The sequence below is a fragment of the Pseudomonas sp. P8_229 genome, from assembly GCF_034008635.1.
Classification (GTDB): domain Bacteria; phylum Pseudomonadota; class Gammaproteobacteria; order Pseudomonadales; family Pseudomonadaceae; genus Aquipseudomonas.
This window is the reverse complement of the sequence record NZ_CP125378.1, coordinates 258,444-281,684: the sequence shown is the minus strand read 5'-3', so window position 1 is coordinate 281,684 and position 23,241 is coordinate 258,444. Positions and strand designations below refer to the sequence as shown.

Sequence of the window (23,241 nt, the reverse complement as noted above, 5' to 3'; positions counted from 1 at the left end):
TCCATGTTCAGCAGGTGGGTCAGTGGCTGAATCCTACCCCAAGTCTGCGCACATGACTTCTGCTCATAACGCGCGGTTATGAAGCAACGGTTGGCTCAGGTTCGCGCGTCAGGGTGATGCCTGACTGAACCAGTTCGAACGTTTGCTCATCGATCTTTCTGATGCGATCGCCGATGGCCAGTTTGTAAACGGGCTCCGAGCCAGTGAGACCGTCTGCCGACGGGGTGGATTCCTGGAACTCATGCACGGAATAAACGCGGCCTTCCGCATCTCTTGCATGGAACTGACCGACGAGTACTGCTGCCATCTGCTTAGAACCTCTGGAGATAAAACGCTTGATTTGCGGCTTGGTAGACCGTCATCAAGCCCTGTAAGTTTTCCTACAGGAAAAAAATAATCAGCATGGAGGAATTTCCCTCGCTCACTGGTGAAACCGTCATCGAATCATCTATAACTACTGGCTCTTCCCACGGACAGTCGAGAGTCTTCCATGAGCAATGTCTACAACGTCGCTGTAGTCGTCGGCAGCCTGCGCAAAGCATCGATCAACCGCAAGGTCGCACTGGCGCTGGCCGAGCTGGCGCCGGCGAACCTCAAACTGAAGATTGTCGAAATTGGCGATCTGCCACTTTATAACGAAGACATCGACGGCGATTCACCGCCGGCAGCCTACAGCACTTTCCGCCAGGAAGTAGGCTCTTCCGACGCGGTGCTGTTTGTCACCCCTGAATATAACCGCTCGGTGCCGGCGCCATTGAAGAATGCGATTGACGTGGGATCGCGGCCATATGGCAAGAGCGTCTGGGGTGGCAAACCGGGGGCGGTGATCAGCGTGTCGCCGGGGGCGATTGGCGGCTTTGGTGCCAACCAGCACCTGCGTCAATCCTTCGTGTTCCTCAACGTGCCATGCATGCAGCAGCCGGAAGCGTACCTGGGCGGCGCGGGTTCGGCGTTTGACGAGGCGGGCAAATTGAGCGAGTCGGTCAAGCCGTTCCTGCAGAACTTCATCAATGCGTATGGGCAGTTCGTAGAGCAACACAAAAAATAATCTGGTCAGAGCAGCGGTAAAACAGAGATCCTGTGGGAGCGGGCTTGCTCGCGAAGGCGGTGTGTCAGATGACAACGTTGTGTCTGACACACCGCCTTCGCGAGCAAGCCCGCTCCCACATGGGGATCTCCACTCATTTGAAATTTGAAGGCTGTTGCGAATGCTCGCTGCGTCACTGATTTTCCTGCTGACCATTACCCTTGTCATCTGGCAACCCAAAGGCCTCGGCGTCGGCTGGAGTGCGACGCTTGGCGCCGTGCTGGCGCTGATCTTCGGCGTTGTGCACCTCAGCGATATCCCGCTGGTCTGGCAGATCATCTGGAACGCCACCGGCACTTTCGTCGCACTGATCATCATCAGCTTGCTGCTTGACGAAGCCGGGTTCTTCAATTGGGCCGCGTTGCACGTGGCACGTTGGGGGCGGGGCAGTGGGCGCAAGCTGTTTGCCTTCATGGTGCTGCTCGGCGCGCTGGTGTCGGCGTTGTTCGCCAACGACGGCGCAGCGCTGATCCTTACGCCGATCGTGATTTCGATGTTGCTGGCTCTACGCTTTTCCCCGGCGGCGACCTTGGCCTTTGTCATGGGCGCGGGTTTCATTGCCGACACCGCGAGCCTGCCGCTGGTGGTGTCGAACCTGGTCAATATCGTCTCCGCGGACTTCTTTCACATCGGTTTCAACCGCTATGCAGCGGTGATGGTGCCGGTCAACTTCGTTAGCGTGGCCGCGACGCTGGGCATGCTGTTGTGGTTTTTCCGCCGCGACATTCCATCGGCGTACGACCCTGAGCAACTCGAACATCCCGAAACCGCGATCCACGACAAAGCCACGTTCTACGCCGGTTGGGCGGTGCTGGTGATTCTGCTGATCGGTTGCTTTGCGCTGGAGCCGCTGGGCATTCCGATCAGTGCGATTTCCGCCGTGTGCGCCGCGCTGTTGCTGGGCATCGCCGCCCGTGGCCACAAGATTTCCACGCGCAAGGTGCTGAAAGAGGCGCCGTGGCAGATCGTGATTTTCTCGCTGGGCATGTACCTGGTGGTCTATGGCCTGCGCAATGCCGGGTTGACCGGGTATCTGGCCGGTTGGCTGGATGTGTTCGCAGGTCACGGCGTGTGGGGCGCGGCAATGGGCACGGGCGTGCTGACTGCGTTGCTGTCGTCGGTCATGAATAATTTGCCGACGGTGTTGATTGGCTTGCTGTCGATTGATGCCAGTCAGGCCAGCGGAGTGGTCAAGGAAGCGATGATTTATGCCAACGTGATTGGCAGTGACCTGGGGCCGAAGATCACACCGATTGGCAGCCTGGCCACGTTGTTGTGGCTGCATGTGCTGGAACGCAAGGGCATTCACATTGGCTGGGGGTATTACTTCAGGGTCGGGATTGTGCTGACGGTACCGGTGCTGTTGGTGACGTTGGCGGCATTGGCTTTGCGGCTTTCTCTTTAGACCGAGGTGACCCTATCGCGAGCAGGCTCACTCCTACAGGGGAACGCATTCCAATGCAGGAGTGAGCCTGCTCGCGATAGGGCCGGTACAAACGCCACAAAAACTTCAGGCCTGGCCGGGCACATTTGGCCAAAGATCCGAGACCAGAAACAACCGCTCAGCCTCTTCCCATTCCCCTTGCGCATTCTCGATCAGGCGCACCATCAGTTGTGCCGGGGCCAGCGGCTCGAGGTCTTCCAGCCACATTCGTAAATGCTCCAAAGTCCAGGTCTGATCAGCCGAGTAATGCGCTGGCGCCAGCCAGGCATGCCGGGGCAGGGGTTGCCAGCGTCCGGCCGGACGTTGCGCGACAAACGCCGGCCAATCCTTCTGATGCAACCAGCTCCCGCGTAAATGCTGCGGATGCGCGCCTTTCGGTGGTTCGGCCTGGCCGGGCCACGGATACAGCAGATAACCGCCCAGCCACAACTGCGCACTGAACACTTCGATATCCAGTGTGGCCAAGGCCGCGCGGCTTTCCGGACGCGCCGAAATCGGCAATTGGTGTTCGGCCAGGTGCGCCAGTTTACGGTCCAGTCGATCGTGACAGCCCGGGCCCAGCCACTGCGCCGTATCATGCCCATCGCCATGCTGCGGGCCGAGGTAGAGCTTGATCGCCAGTTCCAGGTGATGCACGCCGTCGCGATCGCGCAGCAGCATGTCCAGCTCGCCGAGGGTGTGGCCTTCGCGGCGGATCGGCAGATTGGCGGCAATCAGTTCGATGCCCGGCGCATGCTCCACGGCAAACTGCCACAACCGCTCGTAATACAAGCCCAGCCGCCGGGTACGCGCCTGGGACAGCCAATGCAGCAAGCCATAACTGTCGCGATCCAGCTGCCGCAGCCAGTGCTCAAGACGCTGCGGGTCGCTCACCCAGTCGCTGCCGGCCAGCGGATGACGCTGCGGCCATGGCGTCGTCGCGAGCATCGGCGGGGCGAGAATCACCCACGCCAGATCCCGCACTTCGGGATGGCGTAATTGGTGTGGCAACTGGAGCAGGTCGGGAAACAGGATCATCTTGCGAGCATAGCCTGAAACACGAGCGCACCCCTGAGGCTGAAAGGATTTTGTCTATGGCGGGCTTTCGCCCATAATCGTGTTTTTCGCGTTTTCGATTGTCCGCAGAGGTCCCATGGAGCAATTTCGTAATATCGGCATCATCGGTCGCCTGGGCAGTTCCCAGGTGCTGGATACCGTCCGCCGACTGAAACGCTTTCTGCTCGATCGTCACCTGCACGTGATTCTCGAAGACACTATCGCCGAAGTCCTGCCGGGCCACGGCCTGCAGACCTCGTCGCGCAAGATGCTTGGCGAAGTCTGTGACATGGTCATCGTCGTCGGCGGCGACGGCAGCCTGCTCGGCGCTGCTCGCGCATTGGCCAAACACAATATTCCGGTGCTGGGGATCAACCGTGGCAGCCTCGGCTTTCTGACCGACATTCGCCCCGATGAGCTGGAAGTCGAAGTGGCCAAGGTGCTCGATGGCCATTACCTGGTGGAAAACCGCTTCTTGCTGCAAGCCGAGGTTCGCCGGCATGCCGAGGCCATCGGCCAGGGCGATGCGCTGAACGACGTGGTGCTGCACCCGGGCAAATCGACGCGGATGATCGAATTCGAGCTGTACATCGACGGTCAGTTCGTCTGCAGCCAGAAGGCCGACGGCCTGATCGTCGCCACCCCGACCGGTTCCACCGCTTACGCGCTGTCCGCCGGCGGGCCGATCATGCACCCCAAGCTCGATGCCATTGTGATTGTGCCGATGTACCCCCATATGTTGTCGAGCCGGCCAATTGTGGTCGATGGCAACAGTGAGCTGAAAATCGTCGTGTCGAAAAACATGCAGATTTACCCGCAAGTCTCCTGCGACGGGCAGAACCACTTCACCTGCGCGCCGGGCGACACCATCACCGTCAGCAAGAAAGCACAGAAGCTGCGACTGATTCACCCGCTCGACCACAACTACTACGAAGTCTGCCGGACCAAGCTCGGCTGGGGCAGCAAGTTGGGTGGTGGAGGCGACTGATGCTCGATCCCGCGCGCAGTTATGACTTGATTGGTGACGTGCACGGATGCGCCCTGACCCTGGAACACTTGCTTGACCGACTCGGTTATCACAAGCAGGGCGGGGTCTGGCGGCATCCATCGCGCATGGCCGTGTTCGTCGGCGACATCATCGACCGTGGCCCGCGGATCCGCGAGGCGCTGCACATCGTCCACGACATGGTCGAGGCCGGGCAGGCGTTGTGCATCATGGGCAACCACGAATTCAACGCACTGGGCTGGAGCACGCCGGCCCCTCCGGGCAGCGGCAAGCAGTTCGTGCGCGAGCACACGCCGCGCCATGCGCGTCTGTTGCACGAGACCCTGACCCAGTTCGAAGGTCACTCCGGCGACTGGCACGATTTCCAGCGCTGGTTCTACGAGCTGCCGCTGTTTGTCGACGCCGGGCGGTTCCGCGTGGTGCATGCCTGCTGGGATGCCGGGCTGATCGAGCCACTGCGCGCGTTGATCCCCGACGGCTGCATCGACGAACACTTCCTGCAGGCCTCGGCGGTCCCGGACAGCTTCGCCTGCACCGTGTTCGACCGCCTGCTGCGTGGCACCGACATGCGCCTGCCGGATGGCCTGACCATGACCAGCGGCGACGGTCTGGTGCGTTCGTTCTTTCGCACCAAGTTCTGGGAAGACGACCCGAAAACCTACGGCGACATCGTCTTCCAGCCGGATGCTCTGCCGGAGCCGGTGGCGCAAAAGCCGCTGACCTCCAGCGAAAAAAACAACCTGCTGCGCTACGGCGTCGACGAGCCTTTGCTGTTCGTCGGCCATTACTGGCGCAGCGGCAAACCGGCACCGATCCGCCCGAACCTCGCGTGTCTCGATTACAGCGCGGTGCTCTACGGCAAACTGGTGGCCTATCGTCTGGATCAGGAAACACGCCTGGATCCGCATAAATTTGTCTGGGTCGATGTCGAGCGGCCGGAGGTGCTGCAATGAGTGCGGTAGCGGTATTGCGTCTGCCGTTGGCGGTAGACCTGAGCGGTTTTGTCAAACTGTTGCAACGCATGCAGGTGCCCCATCGGGTCAGCGAGGAGGCGGGGGAGCAGGTGCTGTGGGCACCGTCGGAAATCAGTGAGGATGTGCGTTCGCTGTACGAGCGTTTTCCGGCTGGAGATCCCGATCAGCAACTGGACATCCCGGTGGCCCCGACGTTCAAGCGTCCGAGCTTCACCGAGCAACTCAAACACGCCAAGGCCACCGGGTTCATCCTGCTGCTGAGCCTGCTGGTCGGCGGCCTGACGTACCTGGGCGACAACCTTGAGACCGTGCGCTGGCTGACTTTCCTCGATTTTCGCGTGGTCGGTGATTACATCCACTTCACGCCTCTGGCCGACAGCCTCGCGGCGGGGCAGTGGTGGCGGTTGTTCACGCCGATGCTGCTGCACTTCGGCATCCTGCACCTGGCCATGAACGGCATGTGGTACTGGGAACTGGGGCGGCGCATCGAGTCGCGCCAGGGCAGCATCAACCTGCTCGGCCTGACGCTGCTGTTCAGCCTGGTGTCGAACTATGCGCAGTTCGCCTGGAGCGGTCCGAGCCTGTTCGGCGGCTTGTCCGGCGTGCTCTACGGTTTATTGGGCCACTGCTGGATCTTCCAGCTGCTGGCGCCGAACCCGGCGTATCGCCTGCCGCGTGGCGTGCTGGTGATGATGTTGGTGTGGCTGGTGATCTGCATGTCCGGGCTGGTCTCGATGATCGGCTTCGGCCAGATCGCCAACGCCGCCCACGTCAGCGGGTTACTCATCGGATGCTTCACCGGTTTGTTGGGCGGTTTGTATAACCGCCGTAAACTGGCCGCCTAAAATTTTCAGTGAATAAAGAGCACGGAGACCCTGATGTCCTCTTTTAACGACATGATCAACAACATTACCCCGGACATCTACGAGAGCCTGAAACTGGCGGTAGAGATCGGCAAGTGGTCCGACGGTGGCAAACTCACCGCCGAACAGCGTGAGCTGTCGCTGCAGGCGATGATCGCCTGGGAAATCCAGAACCTGCCTGAAGAACAGCGCACCGGTTACATGGGCCCGCAAGAATGTGCGTCGAAGTCGATCGAAGTGCCGAACATCCTGTTCAAGTCGGACGCTATCCATTGATCGAGATTGGCCGCGGTGCAATCAGCAAAATGTCGGCACGCCTGGACGGGCCAAACGTGCAGTACGCGTTTCGTCTGGATGACGTCGAGGTGCCGGTCAACCCCATGATCGGCACCACGGTGCGTCTGGAATACCTGGGGGCGATTCATTGCACCCATTGCGGGCGCAAGACCAAAACCAGTTTCAGCCAGGGCTACTGCTACCCGTGCATGACCAAACTGGCGCAGTGCGACATCTGCATCATGAGCCCGGAGCGCTGCCACTTCGAGGCTGGCACCTGCCGCGAGCCTGCGTGGGGCGAGAAATTCTGCATGACCGATCATGTGGTGTATCTGGCCAACTCGTCGGGGATCAAGGTCGGTATCACTCGTGCGACGCAACTGCCGACCCGCTGGCTCGATCAGGGCGCGAGCCAGGCATTGCCGATCATGCGTGTGGCGACGCGCCAGCAGTCGGGCTTCGTCGAAGACCTGTTTCGCAGCCAGGTGGCAGACAAGACCAACTGGCGCGCGCTGCTCAAGGGCGACGCGGCGGCGGTGGATCTGGCCCAGGTGCGTGATCAGCTGTTCGACAGCTGCGCCGAAGGCCTGTTGGGTCTGCAACAGCGATTCGGCCTACAGGCAATTCAGACAATTACCGATGTAGAACCTCTCGAAATCCGCTATCCGGTCGAGCAATACCCGGCCAAAATCGTCAGCTTCAACCTGGACAAGAACCCGATTGCCGAAGGCACGCTGCTGGGGATCAAGGGCCAGTACCTGATCTTCGACACCGGCGTGATCAACATTCGTAAATACACGGCCTATCAGCTCGCCGTGCATCAATAAGGATTCCAGCATGCGCACCGAACAACCGAAGATGATTTACCTGAAGGACTATCAGGCGCCCGAGTACCTGATCGACGAGACGCACCTGACCTTCGAGCTGTTCGAGGACCACAGCCTGGTCCACGCGCAACTGGTGATGCGCCGCAACCCTGAGCGTGGCCCGGGCCTGCCGCCGCTGGTGCTGGATGGGCAACAGCTGGAGCTGCTGTCGGTGACCCTGGCCGACCAGGAACTGAATGCCAGCGACTATCAGCTGACGGAAAACACCCTGACCCTGCAACCGGCCAGCGCCAGCTTCACGGTCGACACCAGCGTCCGGATCCACCCGGAAACCAACACCGCGCTGGAAGGCCTGTACAAGTCCGGCACGATGTTCTGCACCCAGTGCGAGGCTGAAGGCTTCCGCAAGATCACCTATTACCTCGACCGCCCGGACGTGATGAGCAAGTTCACCACCACGGTGGTCGCCGAGCAGCACAGCTATCCGGTGCTGCTGTCCAACGGCAACCCGATTGCCTCCGGCCCGGGCGAAGACGGCCGGCACTGGGCGACCTGGGAAGATCCGTTCATGAAACCGGCGTACCTGTTCGCGCTGGTAGCCGGTGACCTGTGGTGCGTCGAAGATACCTTCACCACCATGACCCAGCGCAACGTCGCGCTGCGCATCTACGTCGAACCGGAAAACATCGACAAGTGCCAGCACGCGATGAACAGCCTGAAGAAGTCGATGCGCTGGGACGAAGAGGTCTACGGTCGCGAGTACGATCTGGATATTTTCATGATCGTCGCGGTGAACGACTTCAACATGGGGGCGATGGAGAACAAGGGCCTCAACATCTTCAACTCCAGCGCCGTGCTGGCCCGCGCCGAAACTGCCACCGACGCTGCGCACCAGCGGGTCGAGGCGATCGTCGCCCACGAATACTTCCACAACTGGTCGGGCAACCGTGTGACCTGCCGCGACTGGTTCCAGCTGTCGCTCAAGGAAGGCTTCACCGTGTTCCGCGACGCCGGTTTCTCCTCGGACATGAACTCGGCCACGGTCAAGCGCATTCAGGACGTGGCGTACCTGCGTACCCACCAGTTCGCCGAAGATGCCGGCCCGATGGCCCACGCCGTGCGTCCGGACAGCTTCATCGAGATTTCCAACTTCTACACCCTGACCGTGTACGAAAAGGGTTCGGAAGTGGTTGGCATGATCCACACCCTGCTGGGCGCCGACGGCTTCCGCAAGGGCAGTGACCTGTACTTCGAACGCCACGACGGCCAGGCCGTGACCTGCGACGATTTCGTCAAGGCCATGGAAGACGCCAACGGTGTCGACCTGACCCAGTTCAAACGCTGGTACAGCCAGGCCGGCACACCGCGTCTGGCAGTGAGCGAGTCCTACGACGCGGCGGCGAAAACCTACAGCCTGACCTTCCGCCAGAGCTGCCCGGAAACCCCGGACAAAGTGGAAAAACTGCCGTTCGTGATCCCGGTCGAACTGGGCCTGCTCGACAGCAAAGGTAACGAGATTGCCCTGCGTCTGGCCGGTGAAGCGGCGGCGCCAGGCACCAGCCGCGTGATCTCGGTGACCGAAGCCGAGCAGACCTTCACCTTCGTCGACATCGCCGAACACCCGCTGCCATCGCTGCTGCGTGGCTTCTCGGCACCGGTGAAACTGAGCTTCCCGTACAACCGCGACCAGTTGATGTTCCTGATGCAGCACGACAGCGACGGTTTCAATCGCTGGGATGCCGGTCAGCAACTGTCGGTGCAGGTGTTGCAAGAGCTGATCGCCCAGCAGCAGAAGGGCGAGAGCCTGGTGCTCGACCCGCGTCTGATTTCGGCACTGAAAACCGTGCTGTCCGATGAGTCGCTGGATCAGGCCATGGTCGCCGAAATGCTCTCGCTGCCAAGCGAAGCCTACCTGACCGAAATCAGCGAAGTGGCGGATGTCGAGGCGATCCATAACGCTCGCGAATTTGCCCGCAAGCAACTGGCGGACAACCTGTTCGAAGCGCTGTGGCTGCGTTATCAGGCCAATCGTGATTTGTCGAAGAAAACCCCGTACGTGGCCGAGGCCGAGCACTTCGCCCGTCGTGCGCTGCAGAACATTGCGCTGTCGTACCTGATGCTCAGCGGCAAGCCGGAAGTACTGGCCGCTACTCTTGAGCAATTCGAAAACAGCGACAACATGACCGAGCGCCTGACTGCGTTGGCGGTGCTGGTCAACTCGCCGTTCGACGAGCAGAAAGCGCTGGCGCTGGCGAGCTTTGCCGAGCACTTCAAGGACAACCCGCTGGTCATGGATCAGTGGTTCAGCGTGCAGGCCGGCAGTACTTTGCCGGGCGGTCTGGCGCGGGTGAAGGCGTTGATGCAGCACAAGGCGTTCAACATCAAGAACCCGAACAAGGTGCGTGCGCTGGTCGGTGCGTTTGCCGGGCAGAACCTGATCAACTTCCATGCTGCGGATGGTTCGGGCTACCGCTTCCTCGCGGATCTGGTGATCGAGTTGAACGGCTTCAATCCGCAGATCGCTTCGCGCCAATTGGCGCCGCTGACCCGCTGGCGTAAATACGACAGCGCCCGTCAGGCGTTGATGAAGGCTGAGCTGGAGCGGATTCTGGCTTCGGGGCAGTTGTCGAGCGACGTGTACGAAGTGGTCAGCAAAAGCCTGGCGTAACGCATAACGAAATGTGGGAGCGGGCTTGCTCGCGAATACGGTTTGTCAGACACAGAGATGTTGACTGATACACCGCATTCGCGAGCAAGCCCGCTCCCACAGTTGTTATTGGGGTGAGCACGTATTCTATCCCCCGAACTGGAGCGGATTCTGGCTTCGGGGCAGTTGTCGAGCGACGTGTACGAGGTGGTGAGCAAAAGCCTGGCGTAACGCATAACGAAATGTGGGAGCGGGCTTGCTCGCGAATACGGTTTGTCAGACACAGAGATGTTGACTGATACACCGCATTCGCGAGCAAGCCCGCTCCCACAGTTGTTATTGGGGTGAGCACGTATTCTATCCCCCGAACTGGAGCGGATTCTGGCTTCGGGGCAGTTGTCGAGCGACGTGTACGAAGTGGTCAGCAAAAGCCTGGCGTAACGCATAACGAAATGTGGGAGCGGGCTTGCTCGCGAATACGGTTTGTCAGACACAGAGATGTTGACTGATACACCGCATTCGCGAGCAAGCCCGCTCCCACCGTTTTTATTGGGGTGAGCACATATTCTGCCCCCACCACAGATCTTTTGCAGGGGGGAGCCTGTTCGCGATTGCGGTGAATCAGACACAGAGATGTCATCTGATGTACCGCAATCGCGAGCAGGCTCACTCCTACAGGGGTTGCGTCTAGTCAGCTACTTCAGGTCAAACCGATCCAGGTTTGTCACCTTCGTCCAGGCTGCCACGAAGTCCTTCACGAACTGCTCTTTGGCATCCGAACTGGCATACACCTCGGCCAGCGCGCGCAGTATCGCGTTGGAACCAAACACCAGATCGACTCGCGTCGCCGTCCACTTCACGCTGCCGGTTTTGCGGTCGCGTCCTTCGAACTCGTCCGCTGCCCGTGAGGTTGGTTTCCACTCCACGCCCATGTCCAGCAGGTTGGTGAAGAAGTCGTTGGTCAGCGCTTCCGTGCGAGAGGTGAACACGCCATGCCGGCTTTGCCCGACGTTGCCCCCCAATACCCGCAGACCACCCAACAGTACGGTCATTTCCGGCGCGGAGAGAGTCAGCAGTTGCGCCTTGTCGATCAGCAGCGCTTCGGCGGAAACGGTGTATTTGCCCTTGCTGTAGTTGCGGAAACCATCGGCAATCGGCTCGAGGAAACCAAACGACTCGACGTCGGTTTGCTCCTGAGTCGCGTCCGTGCGTCCTGGATTGAACGGCACCGACACCGAGTGCCCGGCGTTTTTCGCTGCTTGCTCGACCCCGGCGTTACCCGCCAGCACGATCAGGTCCGCCAGCGAGACTTTTTTGCCGGATGAGCCTGCGTTGAATTCGTTCTGAATGCCTTCGAGGGTCTTCAGCACCTTGTCCAGTTGCTCTGGCTGGTTGGCCTGCCAGAACTTCTGCGGGGCCAGACGCAGACGGCCACCGTTGGCGCCACCACGCTTGTCTGAACCGCGGAACGTCGATGCTGCCGCCCACGCGGTGGACACCAGTTGCGACACCGAGAGGCCGGACGCCAGCACTTTGCTTTTCAGCGCCTGCGCATCGTTGCTGTCGATCAGCGGGTGAGAGGCGTCAGGAATCGGGTCCTGCCACAGCAGTTCCTCGTTGGGCAATTCCGGGCCGAGGTAGCGTGACAGCGGGCCCATGTCGCGGTGGATCAGTTTGTACCAGGCGCGGGCGAAGGCGTCCGCCAGTTGATCCGGATTGGCCAGAAAGCGTCGGGCGATCGGCTCGTAGATCGGGTCGAAGCGCAGCGCCAGGTCGGAGGTGAGCATGGTCGGCGAGAGTTTCTTGCTCCGATCATGCGCATGCGGAACGGTGCCAGCCCCGGCGCCGTTTTTCGGTTTCCACTGGTGCGCACCGGCCGGGCTCTTGAACAGTTCCCACTCGAAGCCGAACAGATTTTCCAGGTAGTTGTTGCTCCACTGGGTCGGGGTGGTGGTCCAAGTCACTTCCAGGCCGCTGGTGATCGTATCGGCGCCCTTGCCGGTGCCGAATGCGTTGCGCCAGCCGAGGCCTTGTTCTTCCAGTCCGGCCGCTTCCGGCTCAGGCCCGACGTTGTCGGCAGGGCCGGCACCGTGAGTCTTGCCGAAGGCGTGACCGCCGGCGATCAGGGCCACGGTTTCTTCGTCGTTCATGGCCATGCGGCCGAAGGTTTCGCGGATGTCGCGACCCGAAGCGACCGGATCGGGGTTGCCTTCAGGGCCTTCCGGGTTCACATAAATCAGGCCCATCTGCACGGCGGCCAACGGGTTTTCCAGATTGCGTTCGCCCTGATCGGTACGGCTTTGCTCTTTGCCGTGCAAATCCGGTTCGGCCACCAGCGTGCCGTCACCGGGTTCCTGCATGGCGGCCTTGTCTTTGCCATAACGGCTGTCGCCGCCGAGCCATTCGTGTTCCGAACCCCAGTACACGTCTTCATCCGGTTCCCACACATCAGGACGGCCACCGGAGAAGCCGAAGGTCTTGAAGCCCATCGATTCCAGCGCGACGTTGCCGGTGAGCACGATCAGGTCGGCCCAGGAAATGTTTTGCCCATACTTCTGCTTGATCGGCCACAGCAGGCGGCGGGCCTTGTCGAGGCTGACGTTGTCCGGCCAGCTGTTCAGCGGGGCAAAACGCTGTTGCCCGGAACCTGCACCACCGCGGCCATCGGCGGTTCGATAGGTGCCGGCGCTGTGCCAGGCCATGCGGATGAACAGTGGGCCGTAGTGGCCGAAGTCGGCTGGCCACCAGTCCTGGGAGTCGGTCATGAGCGCGCGCAGGTCTTGTTTCAGCGCCTGGAAGTCGAGGCTCTTGAAGGCTTTGGCGTAGTCGAAGTCCTTGCCCAGTGGATCGGACTTGGGCGAGTGCTGGCTGAGGATCTTCAGGTTCAGTTGATTCGGCCACCAGTCACGGTTCGTCGTACCACCACCGGCGGCGTGGTTGAACGGGCATTTCGATTCGTTTGCCATGTTCGGGTCCTTATCAGGTCTTCTATGGCCGGCTCGTGCCGACTTCGGACTAGTAAGGCTAGACCCGACTCGGGCAGTCAGCTAATAGGCCGACTATTGGAGGCCGATAGCCGCAGTCTTTCAGCGACTTCATGCCGTTGTGCAGGCAGCCAAGCCCTCAGAGCAAAGCTGCAGATCCGCGTCCTTGAGCGCTTGCTGCAAAACAAATTGCGAGAGTCGGGATGACAGAAAGAAATGTTATTGTATAACATAAAAAAGATTTCATTCTGTTTCTGCCGGCGTCATTAGCAAAACGCCGGTAGCGATTCTTACTTTTCTGCTCACGGAAGTTCTGAAATGCCTGCCCGTTCCCAGCCCCTTCAACGACGCCTGACTCCTCTGGCCGCCGCGCTGCTGCTTACCTCACCGGTGTTCGCCGCCGAACCGCTCGAGTTGCAACCGCAAGTCATCACCGGCAATCCGCTGGGCAACCAGACCCTGGCATCGCCCTCGACCGTCCTCAGTGGCGACGACCTCACGTTCCAGCAGAAGGGCAGCCTCGGTGAGACCCTGAACAAGCAGCCTGGCGTATCCTCCTCGTACTTCGGCCCGGGCGCGAGTCGGCCGATCATTCGCGGTCAGGACGGTGACCGCATTCGCATTCTGCGTAACGGCGTCGGCGCGCTCGATGCATCGTCGCTGTCGTACGATCACGCGGTGCCGCTGGACCCGGTCAACGTCGAGCGTGTTGAAATCGTCCGTGGTCCGGCGGCGTTGCTGTACGGCGGCAGCGCGATCGGCGGGGTGGTCAACACGTTCGATAATCGCATTCCCACCGAGGCCATCGACGGCATCCACGGCGCTGGCGAGCTGCGTTACGGCGGTGCAGACACGACTCGCAGCAGCGCAGGGAAACTGGAGGCCGGCAACGGTCAGTTTGCCTTGCACCTGGATGCCAGCGCCCGTGAGTTCAATGACCTGAAGATTCCCGGTTACGCCAAGACCGGCGCCGCGCGGGCCAACGACGACGGTGATTCGCGCAAGCATCGGCTGGCCAACAGCGACGGGCGTCAGGACGGTGGCGCAATCGGCGGTTCCTACACCTGGGATGACGGTTACGCCGGTCTGTCCTACAGCAATTACGATTCGAACTACGGCTCACCCGCCGAAGACGACGTGCGCATCCGCATGCAGCAGGAGCACTACGCGTTCGCCACGGAAATCCGCAACCTCGACGGCCTGTTCAGCTCGGTCAAACTCGACGCGGGCTACACCGATTATGAGCACCGGGAAATCGAGGGCGGCGAAGTCGGTACCACCTTCAAGAACAAAGGTTACGAAGCACGGGTCGAGGCTCGGCACCAGCCACTGGGGCCGTTCAACGGGGTGATCGGCGCCCAGGTCAGCCGTAACGAATTCTCGGCCTTGGGCGAAGAGGCGTTCGTGCCGCACACCGATACCGATGCCGGTGCACTGTTCATTCTCGAAGAATTACAGGCCACCGAGCGACTGCTGTTCACCCTCGGCGGACGACTGGAACACACCACGGTCGATCCGGATGCAAAAGGCAACGAGCGTTTTGCCAACGCCGACCGCTCCAGCAGTTTCACCGCCGGCAGTCTGTCGTCTGGTGCGGTGTACACGCTGACGCCGATCTGGTCGGTCGCCGCGACACTGGGCTACACCGAACGCGCGCCGACGTTCTACGAGTTGTACGCCAACGGCGCGCACGTCGCGACCGGCACCTATGAAGTCGGTGACGCCGGGCTGTCGAAAGAAAAAGCCGTGTCCAGCGACCTGGCATTGCGTTTCGACAACGGCACGCACAAGGGCAGCGTCGGCGTATTCTACAGCCACTTCTCCAATTACATCGGCCTGCTCGGCACTGGCCGCACGCTGAACGACGAAGGGGAAGAGGACGCCGGCGGCATTCCCGAATACACCTACTCGGGTGTGCGCGCACGCTTCAGCGGCATCGAAGCGCAGGATCGCTGGACGCTTGGCGAAAACGCCTACGGCAAGTTTGCCCTGGAGCTGTCAGGCGACTACACCCGGGCGAAGAACCTCGACAACGGCCAAGACCTGCCGCGCATCGCGCCGCTGCGCTTGAACAGCGGTCTGCTGTGGGAACTGGATCGCTGGCAGGCGCGGATCGATATCGAGCACGCCAGCTCGCAGCATCGTGTACCGGCCAACGAAAGCAGCACCGATGGTTACACCACACTGGGCGCCAACGTGGGTTATCACTTTGATGTCGGCCAGAGCAAATGGCTGGCCTTCGTCAACGCCGAGAACCTGACCAACCAGACCGTGCGTTACGCCAGTTCGATCCTGCGCGACATTGCGCCGGCCGAAGGGCGCAGCATTCAGGTGGGGTTGCGCACCACGTTCTGATTTGACGCTGCATTTGCCCGCGTCACGCCTGTCGCGTGACGCGGGCAATGTCCTCAACTCGATTGCGCGGTGTCGTCGTCCGGCAGAGCATCGAGTGGATCTTCCTGTCCCGGCAATTCAGTGATCACACTGAAATCCGTGACCTCGACCGCCCCCAGCCCATAACCCAGCAAGTGGAACGAGAAGGCCTTGCGCTGTTTCGGGTTGTCGAAACTGAAATCCATCTCCAGCGGCTGGTCCGCCGTGGCGACCATCTCGGTCGGCAGGCCCAGTTGCACGTCCTGTTCGAACTCCTTGGCCTTGAGCTGAATGTACGCTGCCTGCTGCGGATCCACCGAACGCACGGTCAGGCGCACGCGGGTGTGTGAGCCCTTGGGCATTTCCAGGTATTGCGCGCCGATCAGGTTGTCGGCCCAGTCATCGTTGATCTGCGCCTGCAGCGGGATCACGTTGTTGCTGCCGAACTGATAGCGCTGATTGAGCGGCGTGCGCAGCAGCGACAGGTCCAGCGCCATGGCGCGCGCGGCAATCTGCCGGGCCTGCTGGCTGCTTTCGTTGCCCTTGAAGGTGGCGCTGTCGGCGATGAACCCGGCACTTTCGTAGTAGCGGCAACGGCGCGGCATGTCGCACTCGGAGAAAATCCCCTGGCCATTGTGATAGCGCATCTTGCCGTTGGTGTAGGACATGATTTCGCGCCCGCTGTCATAGTCGCGAAACAGCGAACGGCCGCTCAACGCCGACGGCACCGGCAAGTCGAAATAGTCGAGGATCGACGCGCTCAGGTCGACATGACCGTAGACCCCGGCGTTCAGCCGCGGCAGCTGTTCGTGTTCCGGCGCCAGCGTCAGGTTGAAGCCCCAGGACGACGCCAGGCGAACGCCATCGATGCCGTGGGATTCATCCGAGGTGATCACCACCAGCGTGTCCTTGAGCACGCCCTGGCGTTCGAGACCGCTGAGGAACTGCTCCAGCGCATCGTCGAGATAACCGACGGCGGCTTGCTTCGGCGTGTCGTAGCGCTCCAGGTATTGCTCCGGTGCGGAGTAGGGCTGGTGCGTGCCGACGGTCAGCAGGGTGAGCATCCACGGTTGCTTCTGCTGCTTCAGTTGGCCGACGTAATCCAGCGCACCTTCGAAGAACGCCTTGTCATCCTTGCCCCACGGGAACTCCAGGTAGTTGGCGTTGGTGAACCATTCCAGGCCATGGGTCGCATCGAAACCGATGTGCGGCATGATCTTGTCTTTGGCCATGAAGCGCAGACCGGCGCCTTGCAGGTAGTGGGTGCTGAAACCGTTCTGCCGCAGCTGCGCCGGCAGGCACGCCTGATTGCGTTCGTGCTGGGTGAGCATTTCCACGCCTTTGGGCGTGCCGTTGTTGAGTTTGTCGTAATCGCCACAGAGCATGGCGTACAGGCCGCGAATGGTCTGGTGGGTATGCAGCACGTAATCGGGAGTGTTCATGCCGCGCTCGGCCCAGCGGCTGAGATTGGGCATCAGGTCTTCCTGATAATGGCTGCCGATCGCCTCGCGGTTGGCGCGGATGTAGGCGCCGGGAATGCCTTCCAGAGTAATGATCAGCACGTTGCGCGCCTGCCCCGGCCCGGCCAGCAGCTTGTGTCCGTTGAGGTCCAGATCGGTCAGCCCGGTCATCTGCGGCGCGGCTTCTTCGACGTCAGCGTCCAGCCATTCCTCGGCCTGCAACTGCAAGTCGGCCACCTGCGTGGCGAGCAACTGGTGCGGCAGGTTGTACAGGCGCCACGGGTCCTGATCGTTCGGCCACAGGGTTTGCACGCCCCAGTGCGCGGCGAACAACAGCGCCGGTGCAGCCCACACCGCACGGGACAGGGCAGGCGCGGTTTGGCTGCGATTGGCGAAACGGGTCGCTAACCAAATGATCAGCGCCAGTCCCAGAATGATGCCCACGGCAGGATGGGCAAGGCCGCCCCCGGTGGAGTTTTCCACGAACTGCGGGTCAATCAGGTAATGCAGGTCGGCAGGGTTCGGCAGTCGGCCGACCGCGCTGACCAGCTCGGCCGTTGCCACCGCCAGCAGCCCCCAGAACAGCAACAACGGCAACGCCAGCCACCAGGCACGGCGATGCAGCAACACCAGCAGCAGGCTGCCAATCGCCAGATCGGACAAATAACCCAGCGGCGACGACCAGCCCAGCACCGCGCGCAGGCACACCGGTACGATCAGTACCAGCAGAATCAGGGAAAAGAGGCGGGCCTGCGGCTGCCGCAACCAACGAAAAAGAACGCTCACAAAAAGACCTTCCAGCCATCAAACCGTCATAAAAGTGTGCGCGATGATACCAAGGGTGGGCTGTCTGATCGCCCTTTTAAACTCAGGGCTGATCTGCTCGCGCGAGCGCGGCGCAGGCCTTGAAGCCATGCCCCGCGTTCGTGTCAGCCCGATAGCAGCGAGTGGACGGGGTGATCTCGGCGGCGGATTTATTGTTTCAGGCTGTTTAAGGTTCCCAGTTGCAGGCCCACGCTGGCCGCATTTCTGGACAACGTTATGGCCACTCAGTAGCATTCGAGCCCAACGGATTTTCCCTTTGCACGTCGCCCGGCGTGGAACTCTCAAGGAATCGACATGCGCGCGCCCCCCAATGGCCAACAACGAACGGTCGTGACCGTGGTCAACGGCGAGATTCACCATGAAACCCAGATCAGTTTCAGCTCGGTGTCGGTGGTCAATGGCGAGGTTCGGGTGCATACCACTGAAGGCAATCAAATAGACATCCAGGTGCCCGGTGCGGATTTCGCTCTGCGCTTTGATCTGGATGGGGTGCAGCAGATTCCAGTGGCGCAACAGACGCCGGTTGAAACGGTGCCGGTCGATGACAGCCTGAAGTTGTTCACCTGGAAAACCGTGCTGATCACCCTTGGGCTGTGGTTTTTCGTGGGTTCGGTTTTCGGTTGGCTGGGGTTTGTCGTTGCAGCCGGATATTTCGGCTACCACTGGCGCCAGGTGGCAGAGCGCAAGAAATTGCTGGCACAGCCGAGAGTGGATCAAGCCGTGCCACGTTCCAACTCGGGGATGTCTCGGCAAAGTGTGCGTGACGCATTGGCTCGAAAGCATTGATGACGACATGCCAGAATTAGCCATGCGAGCGTTCAAGAGTGGAAAGGTTGTCGTCGAGTTCGCTGATTTCAAAGGAACGATGGTTCGCCATGAGCGGTTTATGATGCCTGCCGGCGGGCGTCAGGATCGATATTGGGTCAGGACTGCACAGGGTGACCTGCCGCTGGATCTGTTCGACAAGGACCTGCAGGTCAAGCGGGGCCATGAGATATCGGTGCTCTACGGCAGCGTGCCAGGCGGCGAGCTCAGGAGCGCGATCTGTGTGTTCAACCACTGCGAGGGCCGACTCACGCCGCTGTCGGAGGGGAAAGTACTTCACCAAGAATTCTTTCCTCGCAGCCGAATCATCCTCCCGTTTATTGCCTGCCTGGCGACTTCCGCAGTGGCGGGGGCTTACTTCGATTGGTGGGGCGCGTCTGCGGGCTTTGTCGTTTACTACCTGCTGAAAGCCGAGAGCGCCAAACGCAAAATGCTTCTGGTCAGTGGCCTGGATCTGCACCTGGAGAAATTGAGCAAGCGTTATGTGCGTGAAGTGACTCGGCGCAGGATCACGCGGTTGCTGGCGCGACATCTTTGAACGACGGGAAGTGGGACAGTTATTCGCCGACGACTCATTAATGAACATAGCGGCTGCGTTCACTTCTCGATGGCAGGATCGAGTGATGCCTGCTCTGCTGGCGCACATTGAAAAACCGGGCAACGTCCAGGCGGCCAGACACAAGATTACCCGCGCGATTGCGCGAGACGTGTAACGCGCAAAAAAAGGGGCGACCTGATCATCGATCAGGCCGCCCCTTTTTTATTGCCGCAAAGTCAGATCAATGCATCTTGCTGTGATCGTGACCTTCCATGTGCGTCAGCGAACGGACTTCGGCTTTCACTTCAACGGTTTCTTTCTCGCCCTTGGCGTTTTCCACGGTCAGGGTCAGCGGTACGCTTTCGCCTTCCTTGAGCTGGCCGTTCAGGCCCATCAGCATCACGTGGTAGCCGTTCGGGTCGAACTTGACGGCTTTGCCGGCCGGCAAGTCGACCGATTTGACCGGGCCCATGCTCATCACGTCGTTCTTCATCGACATTTCGTGGATCTGCACATCTTTGGCCACTGGCGAGGCAACGCTCAGCAGTTTGCTGTCGCTGTCGGCGGTGACGGTCATGAACGCGCCGCTGGCCGATTGGGTCGGCACGGTCGCACGCACCCAGGCGTCGTCGACCTTGGTCTGGGCCGAGACTTGAAATGCCAGGCCCAGCAGGGACAGACCGAAAACGGCGCGTTTGATGTTGTTCAGAACGGGGTGCATCAGCAGACCTCCATAACGGTGAGCAAATCTTCCGTGCACTCTTGTGCCGAAAGCGATACAGACAGACCCATGCGCAGTTGGCCGCGCGAGTCGTAGACGTAACTGGTGGACGTGTGGGAGATGGTGTAAGTGTCGCCCGCTGGAACCTTCTCGTAGAACACGTCGAATTCCTTGGCCGTGGCCTTGGTTTCTTCCAGCGTGCCGTACAGCGCGACGAAGCTCGGGTCGAAGGCTTTTACATACGCGTCGAGGATTTGCGGCGTGTCGCGCTCCGGGTCCAGGGTGATGAAGATCACCTGCAGACGGTCGCCGTCCTTGCCCATCAGTTTCTTGATTTGCGCCGCGCGGGCGAGGGTGGTCGGGCACACCGCCGGGCATTGGGTGAAGCCGAAGAAGATCATCGGCATCAGGCCGCGGAAGCTCGACAGCGTCATGGTTTCGCCGTCGGTGTTCTTCAGTTTGAAGGTGCGTCCGAGGATCTTGTCACTCAGGTCCTTGCCGTACTTGTACGACAGTTGGCCACGGGTGTCGCAGCCGGCGAGCAGGCCCAGGCCCAGCACGCCCATTCCCGCAAGCACCTTGCGGCGAGTCAACAAAGCCGTCATCTAATACCGCCTTTTGCAGCCCGTCAGTCGGCAGGACTGGCGGGGGGTTAACCGTAAAAGCGGCGCATGATACCAAACTGCAGGCAACCGCCGGCCGCGGATCGCCGCGCAGCGTAGGATCGGGCGACAAAAGGTGTAAGAAAAAGTGACGAGTGACTACTGCGCGCGAGTCTCATCGGCCCGCCAGCCGCCGCCCAGCGCGGTGTACAGGTTGACCTCGGCGACCAGTTGCGCCAGCCGATCTGTGATCAAACCCTGTTGCGAACTGAACAGTGAACGCTGTGCGTCGAGAAACGTCAGGCTGCTGTCGACGCCGTTCTGGTAACGGTGTTGCGCCAGGTTGTAGTAGTCCTGCGTGGCTTGCACCAGGTCGCGCTGCGCCTGCAGTTGTTGCTGATAGGTGCCTCGAGCGGCAAGGCCGTCGGCGACTTCCTGGAATGCGGTCTGAATCGATTTCTCGTATTCGGCGACGGCCACGTCTTTTTGCAGTTTCGAATAATCCAGGCTCGCGCGCAGGCTGCCGGCATTGAAAATCGGCAGGTTGATTTGCGGCTGGAAAGTCCAGGCACCGGAGCCGGCGCTGAACAGCCCGGAGAGATCGCGGCTGGAGGTGCCGGCGTTCGCGGTCAGGCTGACACTGGGGAAAAACGCCGCCCGCGCCGCGCCGATATTGGCATTGGCGGCCTTGAGTTTGTACTCGGCCTGAAGAATGTCCGGGCGCCGTTGCAGCAGGTCCGACGGCAGCCCGGCCGGCAGTTGTTGCAGCAGATCGCTGGACAGCGGTTGCGCGGGCAACGTCGCGGGAACCTGAGTGCCGACCAGCAGCGTCAGGCTGTTCAGGTCCTGTGCCACTTGGCGCTGATAGCGCGCCAGATTGGCTCGCGAACTGTCGACGCTGGTCTTGGCCTGCGCCTGTTCCAGCGCCGAGGACTTGCCGGCGTCACGGTTGCGGGTGGTCAGGCGCAGGCTCTGTTCATCGGCGGTGAGGGTCTGGCGGGTCAGTTCGAGCAGCTCCTGATCGGCGCGCCAGGTCAGGTAGGCGTTGGCGACGTTGGCCACCAGGCTCAGCTCGGCGCTGCGCCGCGCCTGTTCGGTCGCCAGCCAGGTCTGCAGCGCCTGCTCGCTGAGGCTGCGCACCCGGCCGAAGAAATCCAGTTCATAGGCGCTGACGCCCAGGTTCACCGCGTAGGTCGAGTTGATCATGGCTTTGCTGCGGGTCACGCTGGGCGGCAGGCGCTGGCGTGATTCGCTGGCATTGGCCGACAGCGCCGGCAGCAGGTCGGCGCGCTGGATCCGGTACTGCGCCTGAAACGCCTCGACGTTCAGCGCCGCCACCCGCAGGTCGCGATTGTTCACCAACGCGCTTTCGATCAACTGTTGCAGCGCCGGGTCGTTGAACAGCGTGCGCCAGTCTTCGGTGCGCGTTGGCGCCAGTGTCTGTGCCGGGTAAACCCTGCCTTGCGGATACTGCGCAGCGCTCGGCGAGGCAGGGCGCTGGTATTCGGGAACCAACGAGCAACCGGCCAGCAGGACGGCCAAGGACAACAGGGAGGTGCGCAACATCGAACGTTCTCATGCAGAAAAAGGCGTGCCGGTGTCGGCACCGTCGGGTCAGGGCACTGAATCCCTCACCCCATTGGAAAATGTTGATCAAGGGTTTTTTCGATCAGGCCCCGGCCATCCACCGCGCCAGGCCATGCCGCCCGCTGACCCCGAGTTTGGCGGTCGCACGCTTGAGGTAGGTCTCGACCGAACTGCTCTTGACCCGCAACTTCTCGGCCAGTTGCGGCACGGTGCCGCCAGTCAGCAGCCCTAGGCAGACTTCCTTTTCCCGGGCCGACAGGACGATGCCGCCCAGCGCCAGACGCTCATCGAACACCTGCTGCAATGGCGCCTGCTCCAGGTCGGCCAATGGCAGGCGCGGCTGCTTGGTGATGATCTGCCGACTGAGGTGTGCGTGGCGCTCGATCAGTGGCAGCAGGGTGTCGGACAGGCTTTTGAGAAACGACAGCTCCGGCAGGGAAAACACCCGTTGCGTATGCGGTCGATAGAACGAGATGACACAGCGGCGGTTGGAGGTGCGAGACACCAGATTGCACTGGTGCACGCTGTGCTGCGGATGTCGGGGCTGGAGCGACGCTTTGAGTTGAATCAGCAGTGAGTCATTCATCTCGATCATCTTTTGCAACAACGGATGATCGTCCGGGCGCTGCAAAGGATCCGGCGGTGGGAAGGTCTGCGGCAGGCCTGCGCTGCCCAGCGCCTTGATCTCGACCACGCTGGCCTGGCGTTCGTCCAGCGTCCATTCGCTGAGATCGACCCGATTGACCGGCACCAGCGTGTCGACCAACTGGAACAGGTTGCTGGCGAAATGATCGTCGCCGGTGCTGGCAATCAGTTCGCCCAGTTGCCAGTAGAAATGCGGGTTTTCCATGTTGCGAATGCTGCCGGTCAGATTCATATCCTTGTCATCCCTGGTTCCGAGTCATCACCGAGTCGTCCGCTGTTTATGCAAAAGCCGCCCACGCAATCGCCTTTCCTTGAAACTGATCTGGGGCGGGATTTAAGCCTATGGTTTTGCCCTGCGTCTGTAGGGGAAACCGGGGACACAAAGTGCCATCATTTCTGAAAGTTGGCGCCGGGCTTCTGACGGTGTTTGGTACAGGTGACGGGGTTTGTGTGACTGTTTGGTCACGCCAAAGCCCTGAAAACCGGGGGCGTCATGTTGTTGTGGGCGCTCTGCGCAGGTCG

Annotated in this window: 19 protein-coding genes and 1 pseudogene; 12 read left to right on the top strand and 8 right to left on the bottom strand. The window is 60.9% G+C overall.

The window, feature by feature from the left end:
• Positions 1 to 76 precede the first annotated feature (76 nt).
• Positions 77 to 307, bottom strand: a complete 231-nt coding sequence (locus QMK55_RS01030; RefSeq protein WP_102357120.1) for a hypothetical protein — start codon at positions 305 to 307, stop codon at positions 77 to 79.
• Positions 308 to 490: 183 nt separating this feature from the next.
• Between QMK55_RS01030 and QMK55_RS01025 the strand changes: the two genes are divergently transcribed.
• Together QMK55_RS01025 and QMK55_RS01020 are read left to right on the top strand one after the other, a co-directional pair.
• Positions 491 to 1,048: an NADPH-dependent FMN reductase gene (locus QMK55_RS01025; RefSeq protein WP_102357122.1), complete on the top strand. Its 558-nt coding sequence runs from the start codon at positions 491 to 493 to the stop codon at positions 1,046 to 1,048.
• 160 nt (positions 1,049 to 1,208) lie between these two features.
• Positions 1,209 to 2,492 carry an arsenic transporter gene (locus tag QMK55_RS01020; RefSeq protein ID WP_320328442.1) on the top strand — a complete coding sequence of 428 codons (1,284 nt, stop codon included), beginning with the start codon at positions 1,209 to 1,211 and terminating at the stop codon, positions 2,490 to 2,492.
• Positions 2,493 to 2,597: 105 nt separating this feature from the next.
• Here QMK55_RS01020 and QMK55_RS01015 read toward each other — a convergent pair whose 3' ends face one another.
• Positions 2,598 to 3,548, bottom strand: coding sequence for a DUF1853 family protein (locus QMK55_RS01015; RefSeq protein WP_320328441.1), 951 nt, complete (start codon positions 3,546 to 3,548; stop codon positions 2,598 to 2,600).
• Positions 3,549 to 3,663: 115 nt separating this feature from the next.
• On the opposite strand from QMK55_RS01015, the gene QMK55_RS01010 reads away from it, so the two are divergent.
• The 7 genes and pseudogenes from QMK55_RS01010 to QMK55_RS28530 all read left to right on the top strand — a co-directional run.
• Positions 3,664 to 4,554, top strand: coding sequence for an NAD(+) kinase (locus QMK55_RS01010; protein ID WP_003224174.1), 891 nt, complete (start codon positions 3,664 to 3,666; stop codon positions 4,552 to 4,554).
• Complete coding sequence (locus QMK55_RS01005) at positions 4,554 to 5,525, top strand: metallophosphoesterase (RefSeq protein ID WP_320328440.1); 972 nt, start codon at positions 4,554 to 4,556, stop codon at positions 5,523 to 5,525. The genes QMK55_RS01010 and QMK55_RS01005 overlap by 1 nt, the downstream gene beginning before the upstream one ends.
• Positions 5,522 to 6,391: a rhomboid family intramembrane serine protease gene (locus QMK55_RS01000; protein ID WP_320328439.1), complete on the top strand. Its 870-nt coding sequence runs from the start codon at positions 5,522 to 5,524 to the stop codon at positions 6,389 to 6,391. Before QMK55_RS01005 ends, QMK55_RS01000 begins: the two co-directional genes overlap by 4 nt.
• Before the next feature lie 33 nt (positions 6,392 to 6,424).
• Entirely contained in the window at positions 6,425 to 6,685 is a 261-nt protein-coding gene (locus QMK55_RS00995; protein WP_320328438.1) for a YeaC family protein, read from the top strand.
• The gene (locus QMK55_RS00990; protein WP_320328437.1) at positions 6,682 to 7,512 is read left to right on the top strand and encodes a DUF2797 domain-containing protein; all 831 of its coding nucleotides are present in this window, start codon (positions 6,682 to 6,684) and stop codon (positions 7,510 to 7,512) included. Before QMK55_RS00995 ends, QMK55_RS00990 begins: the two co-directional genes overlap by 4 nt.
• 10 nt (positions 7,513 to 7,522) lie before the next feature.
• On the top strand, positions 7,523 to 10,180 hold the full coding sequence (pepN, locus tag QMK55_RS00985) for an aminopeptidase N (protein ID WP_320328436.1): 2,658 nt from the start codon (positions 7,523 to 7,525) through the stop codon (positions 10,178 to 10,180).
• 333 nt (positions 10,181 to 10,513) lie between these two features.
• A pseudogene (locus QMK55_RS28530) lies at positions 10,514 to 10,600 on the top strand (hypothetical protein); the annotation flags it as partial.
• 254 nt (positions 10,601 to 10,854) lie between these two features.
• On the opposite strand, the gene katG reads toward QMK55_RS28530, so the two are convergent.
• The gene (gene katG / locus QMK55_RS00980) at positions 10,855 to 13,125 is read right to left on the bottom strand and encodes a catalase/peroxidase HPI (RefSeq protein ID WP_320328435.1); all 2,271 of its coding nucleotides are present in this window, start codon (positions 13,123 to 13,125) and stop codon (positions 10,855 to 10,857) included.
• 336 nt (positions 13,126 to 13,461) lie between these two features.
• On the opposite strand from katG, the gene QMK55_RS00975 reads away from it, so the two are divergent.
• Complete coding sequence (locus QMK55_RS00975; RefSeq protein ID WP_320328434.1) at positions 13,462 to 15,498, top strand: TonB-dependent receptor; 2,037 nt, start codon at positions 13,462 to 13,464, stop codon at positions 15,496 to 15,498.
• A gap of 53 nt (positions 15,499 to 15,551) precedes the next feature.
• Here the strand turns inward: QMK55_RS00975 and QMK55_RS00970 are convergent, their stop codons facing one another.
• The gene (locus QMK55_RS00970; protein WP_320328433.1) at positions 15,552 to 17,762 is read right to left on the bottom strand and encodes an LTA synthase family protein; all 2,211 of its coding nucleotides are present in this window, start codon (positions 17,760 to 17,762) and stop codon (positions 15,552 to 15,554) included.
• 333 nt (positions 17,763 to 18,095) lie between these two features.
• Between QMK55_RS00970 and QMK55_RS00965 the strand changes: the two genes are divergently transcribed.
• Positions 18,096 to 18,587, top strand: a complete 492-nt coding sequence (locus tag QMK55_RS00965) for a hypothetical protein (protein WP_320328432.1) — start codon at positions 18,096 to 18,098, stop codon at positions 18,585 to 18,587.
• A 7-nt stretch (positions 18,588 to 18,594) separates the two neighbouring features.
• Positions 18,595 to 19,164, top strand: a complete 570-nt coding sequence (locus tag QMK55_RS00960) for a hypothetical protein (RefSeq protein WP_320328431.1) — start codon at positions 18,595 to 18,597, stop codon at positions 19,162 to 19,164.
• 241 nt (positions 19,165 to 19,405) lie between these two features.
• Here QMK55_RS00960 and QMK55_RS00955 read toward each other — a convergent pair whose 3' ends face one another.
• The 4 genes from QMK55_RS00955 to QMK55_RS00940 form a co-directional block, all read right to left on the bottom strand.
• A complete protein-coding gene (locus QMK55_RS00955) occupies positions 19,406 to 19,885 on the bottom strand; it encodes a copper chaperone PCu(A)C (protein WP_102357143.1) in 480 nt (159 codons plus the stop codon).
• Positions 19,885 to 20,490: an SCO family protein gene (locus tag QMK55_RS00950; RefSeq protein ID WP_102357144.1), complete on the bottom strand. Its 606-nt coding sequence runs from the start codon at positions 20,488 to 20,490 to the stop codon at positions 19,885 to 19,887. Before QMK55_RS00950 ends, QMK55_RS00955 begins: the two co-directional genes overlap by 1 nt.
• Positions 20,491 to 20,646: 156 nt before the next feature.
• Complete coding sequence (locus QMK55_RS00945; RefSeq protein WP_320328430.1) at positions 20,647 to 22,053, bottom strand: efflux transporter outer membrane subunit; 1,407 nt, start codon at positions 22,051 to 22,053, stop codon at positions 20,647 to 20,649.
• Positions 22,054 to 22,156: 103 nt separating this feature from the next.
• Entirely contained in the window at positions 22,157 to 22,951 is a 795-nt protein-coding gene (locus QMK55_RS00940) for a helix-turn-helix transcriptional regulator (protein WP_320328429.1), read from the bottom strand.
• Between the last annotated feature and the right edge of the window lie 290 nt (positions 22,952 to 23,241).